Source organism: Pseudonocardia terrae, assembly GCF_021343995.1.
Lineage (GTDB): Bacteria > Actinomycetota > Actinomycetes > Mycobacteriales > Pseudonocardiaceae > Pseudonocardia > Pseudonocardia terrae.
Genome location: NZ_JAJTTE010000105.1, coordinates 1 through 9,072 on the forward strand (window position 1 = coordinate 1; position 9,072 = coordinate 9,072).

The following is a 9,072-nucleotide window of genomic DNA, read 5'->3' on the forward strand; positions in this document are numbered from 1 at the left end:
GCCCGGCCGCGTCCGGCACGGGCAACGAGGTCACCTACGACTTCGCCCTGGACCCCTCGTGAGCCGGCTCTTCGCCGTTCGCTGCCCGGCCTGATCGCCGACCATCGAGAGACGCGCCCCGGACCTCGATCGGTCCGGGGCCGCCGCATGTCTCGGCTCCGGCGGTACGACCGCGAGGAACGAGACCCATGACCCACTCACTGCCGCCGAGACGAACGTCCCGAGGCGACCCGGCCCCACGGGCGCCAGGACACCGTGCATTCCCGGGTCGGGCGCGACAACTCAGCCGCCCGTCCGGTCGTAGACCTTGCGTCCGGCGAACCAGGTCTGCTCGGCGACGTGCCGGCGAGCCGGTTGACCGGGACGGCGAACGGGTCGCGGTCGAGGACGACGAAGTCGGCGGACTTGCCCACCTCCAGCGACCCGGCGACGTCGTCGGTCCCCATGGCGCGGGCGGCGCCGAGGGTGTACGCGTGCAGGGCTTCGGCGAGGGTGATGCCCTGCTCGGGCCACAGGGTCCCGGGGAAGGCACCGGTCGGGTCGGCGCGGCTCACCAGGCCCTGGATGCCGTACCAGGGGTTCGGCGAGGGCATGACGGGCCAGTCCGAGCCACCTGCGAGAAGCACCCCGGCGTCGAGCAGGTTCCGGTTGGGATGCAGCTTCTCGGCGCGCTCGCGGGGGATGCAGGCGCAGATCGCTTCGAAGATGACGCCCGGGAACCACAGGGCGCGCAGCAGCCAGCCGGTGAGCTCCTGGAGCGTCATCGTGGTCTCGCCGCGCCACTGGGCGCCGTGGACGTCGTCGGGTAGGTAGGGCGCGAGGAAGGCGGCGGTCTTGGAGGTGGGCACGCCGTCGAGGAAGATCTTGACGAAGTCGGGCCGGTGGTGGGGGCTACGACAGGCATCACGGTGGTCGATGAGGTCCTGGCCGAGCGGGTTCGTGCCGAAGATCTTGTCGTTGACCTGCAGCGACGTGACGACCCAGGCGTCGAGGCGTCCCGCGTCGTCGAGGTGCTTCAGCGCCCGGAGCATGGGCAGCGACGCGGCGGCGTCCTGGAAGGTCGTGATGCCGAAGGAGTGCAGGATCCCGATACCGCGGCGGCTGGCCTCGGCGTCCTGCTCCACGCCCGACGGGGCGGACGCGGCGTGCGCCCGCTCGACGGGGATCAGCGCCGACTCGATGAGCAGCCCGACCGGCTCGCCGGGTCGCCGGGTCGCCGGGTCGCCGGGTCGCCGGGTCGCGCACGATCGTGCCGTCGGCCGGGTCAGGGGCGTCGGCGTCGATCCCCGCGGCGGCGAGCGCGGCCGAGCTGACCCAGCGGTTGTGGCAGCTGTCGTCGCGGAGCAGCACCGGGCGGCCGCCGGCGGCCTCGTCGAGCGCTGCCAGCGCTTTCGGGTCGGACAGCACCGGGGATCAACGGGCTGCCCCAGCCGCCGCCGACCACCCAGGCGTTCTCCGGAAGACCGCGCGACCAGGCTCGGACGGCGTCGAGCAGACCGGCAAGGTCGGCCGCCCCGTCCAGTTGGAGCTCGTAGAGGTCGGCGCGGCCGGCGAGCAGGTGGTGGTTGTGCACGTCGGCCAGACCGGGCATCAGGAACGCCCCGCCGTGGTCGACGGTCTCGGGCGTGCCCTCGACCCGGTCGAGCAGCTCCTCGTCGCCGACGGCCGCGATCCGACCGTCGGCGACGAGGAGGACCGACGCCCACGGCCGGGCCGGGTCGAGGGTGTGGATGCGGGCGTTGCGGTGCACGGTGTCGGTCTTGGTCACCGTCGTTCTCCTTTCGAAGAGGCGGCACGGCACCGGCCCCGGCCCCCCAGTGTGGCGTCCGCGGCCGGGGGTGCGGGTAGAGATCAGTCGTCGGACATCGCCTGCTGCGGGGTGAGTCCGAGCTGGTGCCCGGACACACCGCCGGCCTGCGACGGGTGCTTCACGACGGCGACCGCCAGGCCGCCGAGGAAGGCCGCGGCGACGACGGCGAGCAGGATCCCAGCGAGAACCGCCGAGCCGCTGATCAGCGTCGTGAAGTTCAGCAGCACCAGGACGGTCACGAAGACGAGGCCGACGAGACCGAGCGCGGGCGCGATCCGGGTGTTCCACACCCGCTCGTCGACACGGTGCCGGGCGAAGAACACGATGATCGCGACGGCCGTGAGCACCATCAGGACGAGGACGCTCACCGTGGCAAGCCCGGCCATCCAGGTGAACAGGTTGAGCACGGGGTCCGCGCCGGCGAGGGCGAAGACGCCGAGCAGCCCGACCGCCGAGGTGCTCTGGGTGAGCGACCCGATGTAGGGCGAGCCGTGCTTCGGATGGGTGCGGGCCAGTGCCTCCGGTCCGATGCCCTGCCGTCCGAGGGCATAGAGGTAGCGGGAGATGGCGTTGTGGAAGGCCAGCAGTGCCGCGAACAGGCTGGTCAGCAGCAGGATCGTCATGATGTCGGCGTAGAGGGGGCCGATGTACTGCGCCGCCGCCGCGAAGACCAGGCCGGCCGTGTCGGACTGCGCTGCGGCCTCGACCTGGCTCGGTCCGTAGGCGATGACGATCGTCCAGCTGGCGATCGCGTAGAACACGCCGATCAGGATCACCGCGATGTAGGTCGCCCGGGGGATCGTGCGCTTCGGCTCGCGCGCCTCCTCGCCGTAGATCGCGGTGGCCTCGAAGCCGACGAACGACGCGACGGCGAACATCACCGCGATGCCGGCCCCGCCGTGGAAGAAGGTCGAGGGCGAGAAGGAGGTGACCGAGTAGCCCTCCGGCCCGCCCTTCACCAGGATCGTCACCGCGAGGACGGCCACGATCGCGATCTCGAGGACCAGCAGGACGCCGAGGACCTTGGCACCCACGTCGATACTGCGGTAGCCGAGCAGACCGACGATCGCGAGCAGGACCGCGGCGAGGATCCACCAGGGGATCTCCGGGCCGCCGTACTGGGTGACGATCCCCTGCAGGGTGGTGGCCGCCAGGCCGTACACGGCGGCCTGGATCGCGGTGTAGGTGAGCAGGGCGAGCCCGGCGGCGCCGAGCCCGAGCCGGGCTCCCAACCCACGGGTGACGTAGGCGTAGAAGGCGCCGGCGTCGACGACGTGGTGGCTCATCGCGGCGTAGCCGACACTGAACACCAGCAGCACGACGGCGACGACGAGGAACGCCATGGGCACGCCGGGCCCGTTGCTAATGGCCAGCATGACCGGCAGCGCGCCGCCGATCGCGGTCAGCGGGGCGGCTGCGGCCACCACGAGGAACACGATCCCGGCGACGCCGATGGAGCCCCGCAGCGTGTGACCGCGGTCGGCGGTCGGGGCAGGGGCGCTCTGCTCAGCCACGGTCGGCTCCCGGGAGGGTCTCGGTGGCGCCGCTCGAGCAGTGGTCGGCGCGGGCGGAGCAGTGGGCGCTCTGCGTACGCGGGACGTCGAGGACGGGGTTGCGGTCGAAGAACCCGACGGGTTTGAGGGTGAAGCCGGTGTAGTCGACGGGCATGATCGGCCAGTCCTCCGGCCGCGGGAAGTGCGTGAGTCCGAAGGTGTGCCAGACGACGAGGTCGCGGCCGTCGATGTCGCGGTCGCCGGCGACGTAGGCGGGTAGCCCGGCCCCGCCGGCGTGCTGGTTGACGAAGTCGCCGGCGGCGTAGCGCTCGGCGGGGTCGTAGCGGGTGACCCACAGGTGCTTGGTGGCGAAGGTGGCGCGGCGCTGGATGGAGGAGTCGTCGTCGGCGAGCAGCTCCGGGTTGCCCTCGGGAATGAGCGCGTAGGCGACGGGGTCACCGAGCCGGTTGCGCGAGCCGGGGTTGGTGATGTGCCAGACCCGGCCCGTGCGGGTGTCGGCAAGGCGCTGGGCCTCGGACTCGCGCCGCAGCGGCGTGCGGCGCTGGGTGAAGGCGTTGCCGCGTGGATTGGCCGGCCCCGTGGGGACGCGCTGGACCTCGATCTCCTCGACCAGGTTGTCCGGGCCGTCGACGGCCATGTCGAGCCGGGCGGAGAAGAGGTGCTGGTGGTAGGGGGCGCCGAGGCCGGGGGCGAGCCGGGAGGCGTAGGGGTTCACGCCGTCGGTGTCGTGGCCGGGGCCGGGGTAGGCCGAGGTGAACACGACGCCGGTGGCCTTGGCCTCGCACTCGATGGTGCCATCGAGGTAGAGATACCAGTAGAAGCCGTAGTCGTAGTTGCCGATGGTGGTGAAGAAGGAGATCACCATGCGGCGCTGGCGGCGGGTCTCCGACGAGCCCGCCCACAGGTCGGTGTGCTTCCAGAGGATCCCGTAGTCCTCCTCGTGCAGGCAGATCGCGTTGGGCAGCAGCCGGGGGTGGCCGAACTCGTCGGCGATCACGGCGTCGAGGTAGGTGATGTCACCGACGCAGTCGCAGCCCAGCTCGAGGGCGTTCGCGTAGCGGCCGATCATGTACTCGCCGGTGTCGAAGTAGTTCTGCCAGGAGCGGACGGGGGAGGGGTCGGCGTAGGGCACGACCATCTCCGAGATCGAGGCGCGGTGGATGATCGGGCGGTCGCGCTCGCCGTCGCGGAAGGAGAGCTGGTGCAGCACAAGACCTTCGCGGGCGTCGAAGCCGATCCGGACCGACCAGTTCTCCCACTCCAGCAGGGTGCCGTCGAGGGTGAACGACGGGCCCTGCGGCTGGGTGATCTCGATCGGCTTCTGCGAGGAACGCAGGGGCCCGGTGACGGCGACGTCGTCGAAGTTGCCCGACTCGGTGGGGATCGGCACCGCGCCGATGTCGATCACCTGGGTCACCGTCTTGTCGACCACGTCGACGTAGCCGACCAGCCCGTCGACCGGGTGGGCCCAAGCGTGGTCCTTGGGGTGTTCCTGCACGAAGGCCAGGCCGCGGAGGATCCGGCGGCCGGTCTCCTCCGGGTACTCGAAGACCCCGGCCGAGAGCGGGGCGACCCGTACCTTCTCGACGTCGAGGTCGCGGGCGGCGAGGGCGGCCAGCCAGCGCTCATCGGTCGCCAGGACCTGCTCGACCAGCTCGAACTCCTCGTCGAGCACGGGCAGCTGCCCGTCCGCGGCCGGGTCCAGGCGCCGCTCGGCGAGCACCGTCTTGGCGCTGACCGAGACGAGGACGTCGCGCCCACCGGGGGTCGCGGTGTCGTGCAGGAGGGCACGGACGACGCGCTCGGCCGAGGCCGGGTCCGGCCCGTAGAGCACGTCCTTCGGCGGTTCCTCCAGACCGAGGAAGACCACCCGTGAGGTCTCCGGCAGGAGGTCGGCGTCGGCGAGGACCTGACGGGCAATGCTGATCTCGTCGCTGGTCAGCGGGCTGAGTGGATGCGCGAGGGTGGCATCGGAGGCTGTCGGCGGCATCGTTGTCTCCCGTTTTTCTCCGCTTGTAGGCGATAGGGTGCGCCACATCCCGGGCGGCGGGAATTGGGGAAACCTTTCGTCCCGCCGGCGGCGGTGGAGGACGTGACGGAGCGCGCTCGAGGCGGCACAACGGGTCGCCTCGCGGGGGTTCGGGGACCGTTACGGTGCTTCCGTGCAGCGGCGAGAGGTTCACGGTGCCCAAGCAGGTTGACCACGACGAGCGCCGGGCCGTGATCGCCGAAGCGACCTGGCGACTGATCGCCGAACGTGGCATCGACGCAGCCACCATGCGCGAGATCTCCGCGGCGATCGGCATGGCCAACGGCGCGCTGAAGTACTACTACCCGAGCAAGAACGCGATCGTGCGCACGGCGTTCACGCACGTCTTCGAGGCCACGAACGCGCGGATCCGGGCCCGCCTCGGAGACGCGACCGGGCTGGCCGGCCTCCGCATCTTCTGCCGCGAGGTCATGCCGATCGAGGGCGTCACGCGGCTCGAGGCGCGGATCGTCCTGCCCTTCTGGCAGCGCGCCCTCGGCGACGCGGAGCTCGGCGCGGTCTACGTCGAGGCCATGGCGATCTGGCGTGCACAGATCCGTGAGTTCCTGCGGACCGGACGCGCCGAGGGATCGGTGACGACCGACGCTGACGACGACGTCCTCGTCGAGCAGCTCCTCGCCATGCTCAACGGCGTGCAGACCCTCGCCCTGCTGGACGCCGAAGCCGTCACTGCCGATCTGCAGCGGAGGATGATCGACGCCTTTCTGCACGGGCTGGGTTGAGAGGCCTGGCGATGCAACCTGCGCGTGGTGCGAGTTGCGGACGCTGGAGAGGGACTCCCGCAGCGTTGTCGCTGGTGGGAGGCTTGTGAGGATGTTCTGGAACCCGCTCTCTCAAGGGGGCAGGGATTCGAATCCCCCTTCTGATCAAGCCGGATGAGTCCTCTGACTCTCCGGCCTGTCGTGTGGGGGAGTCAGTGAGGAGCACCCCGGTCGCAGTACGACCCGCAGCTCGACGTGATCGTCAGCGCTGCTCTCCGACGTACCGTCCCCACCAGTCGTCATGCTCTGGAAGCGACCCTGACCGAGGACGATGCGCGACCCGTCGAGCCTCGGGGGTGAGAATTCCACCGGCGAGCAGTGGGGAGCTGACGAATGACAGGACAGGGTCCGACCGCGGCACAGGGTGGTTTGACCGAGCAGGACGTGACAGCGGTGCGTGACGAGGTGTCCGCGGGCAGGACGGTGACGGTCTGGTTCACAGCGGCAGCGGTCGGGGTGCCGGCGGGTGGATCGGCCAAGGTAGTGGCCGTCGGCGACGTCGCGGAGGGCGACTTCATCCAGGTCCGCCCCGCGGGCTCGCGGGACGCGGTGTTCTGCTCGCCGAGTGAGCTCACGCGGAGCAGGCCCACCCGCAGGTCGGCGTCGTCGCGGGAGCGAGAGGAGGCTGCCACGGACGACACGACGGCTACTCCCGCGACACCTGCCCGGCCGGGTCGCGCTCGGCGAGCCGCCAGGTCCACTGCGTCCGCAGTCCCTTCCGCCTCGACGCCGGTCACCGATCTTCCCGAGCCGGAGGCGAACCTGGCACCGGCGAGATCCGGGAAGGCCGCTCCGGCGCGTACCCGTAAGCGCGGCGGGGGGTCGGGCGCGCTGACGGTCAGCCTGGCCTCGACCGTCGAGGGCGACTGGACGGTGGAGGTGCTGGTAGGTGGGAAGCGGGTCGTGTCCTCGACGCCGGTCCCGGCGACCGACGTCGCTGCGGTGTCCCGCTCCCTTCCACCGGCGGCAGCCGAGGCGATCACGGCGGCGCTGGTCGAGGCTCGCCGGCGTCAGCAGGAGCGTGTCGCGCACCTGCGCAAGGAGCTCGACGCCGCCGAGCGGACCCTTGAGCAGCTCGGCGTCGACTGAGCCTGGATGCACCGGGAAAACCGACTGGTGATGGCGGGTCGTGACGCACGAATGCCCCTCTGAGCTGGGAGAATGCGGCTTGCGAAGGTCACATTGGTCCCACACAGAAGGGCATCCGCTGGGTGCGACCATCTCACGCCCGCCGCGCCATGTCGGTGCGGTTCGACGATCCGAATCTCGTCTCGTGCGCCGGGCTCGCGCCGGTGTTGGCGCTGGCTGCCCGCTGCGGGCTGACGACGCTGCTGACCGAGCGGCTGCGGATCGCCGCGACGGGTGGCACGCACGCCGCCGCGAAGGTCCTCGTGTTGGTCGCCGGGATGGTTGCCGGCGCGGACTCGATCAGCGACATGGACCTGCTGCGCCACGGCGCCATGCCCCGGCTGTTCACCGACTCGCGGGCGCCGTCGACGCTGGGGGTGTTCCTGCGGTGCTTCACCTTCGGGCACGTCCGCCAGCTCGACGCCGTGGCTGCCCGGCTACTGGCCCGGCTCACGCGAGCGACCCCGAGCCTGCGCGGCGCCGATCGGGTCGCGTTCGGCGGATCTGGATGACACGGTGCGCCGCACCTACGGCTATGCCAAGCAGGGCGCCGCCCGGGGCTACACCGGGGTGAACGGGCGGGGCGCCCTGCTGGCGACGATCAGCACGCCGCGGTCGGCGCCCCTGATCGCCGCCAGCCGGCTGCGCAAGGGCGCGACCAACTCGGTGCGTGGCGCCGCGAAGCTGCTGGCCGACGCGCTGGCGACCGCGCGGCGGGCCGGTGCGACCGGGCTGCTGATCGTGCGCGCGGACTCGGCGTTCTACGGCTATGACCTCATCGCCGCCTGCCGCCGCGCGGGCGCCAGTTTCTCCGTCACCGCCCGGCAGACCCCCACGGTGATCAGGGCGATCACCACCATCCCGGAGGCGGCGTGGGTGCCGATCCAGTACCCGAACGCGATCTTCGACGAAGCCGAGCAGCGCTGGGTCTCCGACGCTGAGGTCGCCGAGGTCGCGTTCACCGCGTTCACCGGGCGCCGAAAGGCCGAACACGTGACCGCTCGGCTGATCGTGCGTCGGGTCCGCCGGCTCAACCCGAAACACGTGCCGGCCGGGCAGTCGGAGATGTTCGCGGTCTACCGCTACCACGCCGTGTTCACCGACAGCCCCGAACCCATGCTGGCCGCCGAGGCCACGCACCGGGACCACGCCATCGTCGAGCAGGTCATCGCCGACCTGAAGGACTCCGCGCTGGCCCACTTGCCGTCTGGGCACTTCGGCGCCAACAGCGCTTGGCTGGTCTGCGCCGCGATCGCGCACAACCTGACCCGCGCCGCCGGCACCCTCGCCTCGGCGTTTCACGCCCGGGCCCGTACCGGCACCATCCGCGCCCACCTCATCGGCGTCCCGCTCGACTGGCCCGCGCCGCACACCGGCTCGTGCTGCACCTGCCGCAGCACTGGCCCTGGCAGGACGGGCTCGACGAGCTGTTCCGCCGAGCCCTGCACGACCTGCTCCCGACAGCCGCCTGATCACCCGCCCGACCGGGCCCGACCGGAGACCATCAGTGGAGAAGCCGGGCAGACCGGCAGATCAACCTGCCCGCCCTCCACCACAAGCCCACAGAAGATCAACTACTGGGAAGCAGAACCCCAGCGGTGGATCCAGGCTGAGGACAGGTGTGCGGACACCGAGAGGTCCGAGGCGATGGCGTGGACGCGACGGACCGCCGCCCCCAGCACCCGCTCGCCGGCCTCGCGGGCTGCGCAGATCTCATCGACGGGGACGACGATGCCGTAGGGGTCGGGCGGGAGCGGGCAGTATCGTGCATGCACGATCCGCAGCTCGGTGCGGCGTGCCGCCGCTTCG

Annotated in this window: 7 protein-coding genes and 1 pseudogene; 3 read left to right on the forward strand and 5 right to left on the reverse strand. The window is 71.3% G+C overall.

Annotated features, from left to right (window positions below; translation table 11 throughout):
* Positions 1–197 precede the first annotated feature (197 nt).
* From LWC33_RS36755 to LWC33_RS33825, 4 genes are all read right to left on the reverse strand, one after another.
* Positions 198–1,124 carry an amidohydrolase family protein gene (locus LWC33_RS36755; RefSeq protein WP_504937806.1) on the reverse strand — a complete coding sequence of 309 codons (927 nt, stop codon included), beginning with the start codon at positions 1,122–1,124 and terminating at the stop codon, positions 198–200.
* A 140-nt stretch (positions 1,125–1,264) separates the two neighbouring features.
* Positions 1,265–1,768: an amidohydrolase family protein gene (locus LWC33_RS36370; protein ID WP_308191055.1), complete on the reverse strand. Its 504-nt coding sequence runs from the start codon at positions 1,766–1,768 to the stop codon at positions 1,265–1,267.
* A gap of 83 nt (positions 1,769–1,851) precedes the next feature.
* Complete coding sequence (locus LWC33_RS33820) at positions 1,852–3,324, reverse strand: APC family permease (protein WP_233308787.1); 1,473 nt, start codon at positions 3,322–3,324, stop codon at positions 1,852–1,854.
* Positions 3,317–5,314 (reverse strand): primary-amine oxidase, encoded by a 1,998-nt coding sequence (locus LWC33_RS33825; RefSeq protein ID WP_233308788.1) that lies wholly within the window; start codon positions 5,312–5,314, stop codon positions 3,317–3,319. The genes LWC33_RS33820 and LWC33_RS33825 overlap by 8 nt, the downstream gene beginning before the upstream one ends.
* Positions 5,315–5,508: 194 nt before the next feature.
* Between LWC33_RS33825 and LWC33_RS36375 the strand changes: the two genes are divergently transcribed.
* From LWC33_RS36375 to LWC33_RS33840, 3 genes and pseudogenes are all read left to right on the forward strand, one after another.
* Positions 5,509–6,096 (forward strand): TetR/AcrR family transcriptional regulator, encoded by a 588-nt coding sequence (locus LWC33_RS36375; protein ID WP_233308789.1) that lies wholly within the window; start codon positions 5,509–5,511, stop codon positions 6,094–6,096.
* Between the two features lie 372 nt (positions 6,097–6,468).
* Complete coding sequence (locus LWC33_RS33835; RefSeq protein WP_233308790.1) at positions 6,469–7,224, forward strand: DUF6319 family protein; 756 nt, start codon at positions 6,469–6,471, stop codon at positions 7,222–7,224.
* A 122-nt stretch (positions 7,225–7,346) separates the two neighbouring features.
* Positions 7,347–8,735, forward strand: a pseudogene (locus tag LWC33_RS33840) (IS1380 family transposase).
* A 102-nt stretch (positions 8,736–8,837) separates the two neighbouring features.
* Here the strand turns inward: LWC33_RS33840 and LWC33_RS33845 are convergent.
* On the reverse strand, positions 8,838–9,072 hold a 235-nt coding region (locus LWC33_RS33845), incomplete at its 5' end, for a hypothetical protein (protein ID WP_233308791.1).

Excerpts from the sequence above, each read along its gene's own strand:
- LWC33_RS33825 (WP_233308788.1), bottom strand. The coding sequence starts at position 5,314 with ATGCCGCCGACAGCCTCCGATGCCACCCTCGCGCATCCACTCAGCCCG.
- LWC33_RS33835 (WP_233308790.1), top strand. The coding sequence starts at position 6,469 with ATGACAGGACAGGGTCCGACCGCGGCACAGGGTGGTTTGACCGAGCAG.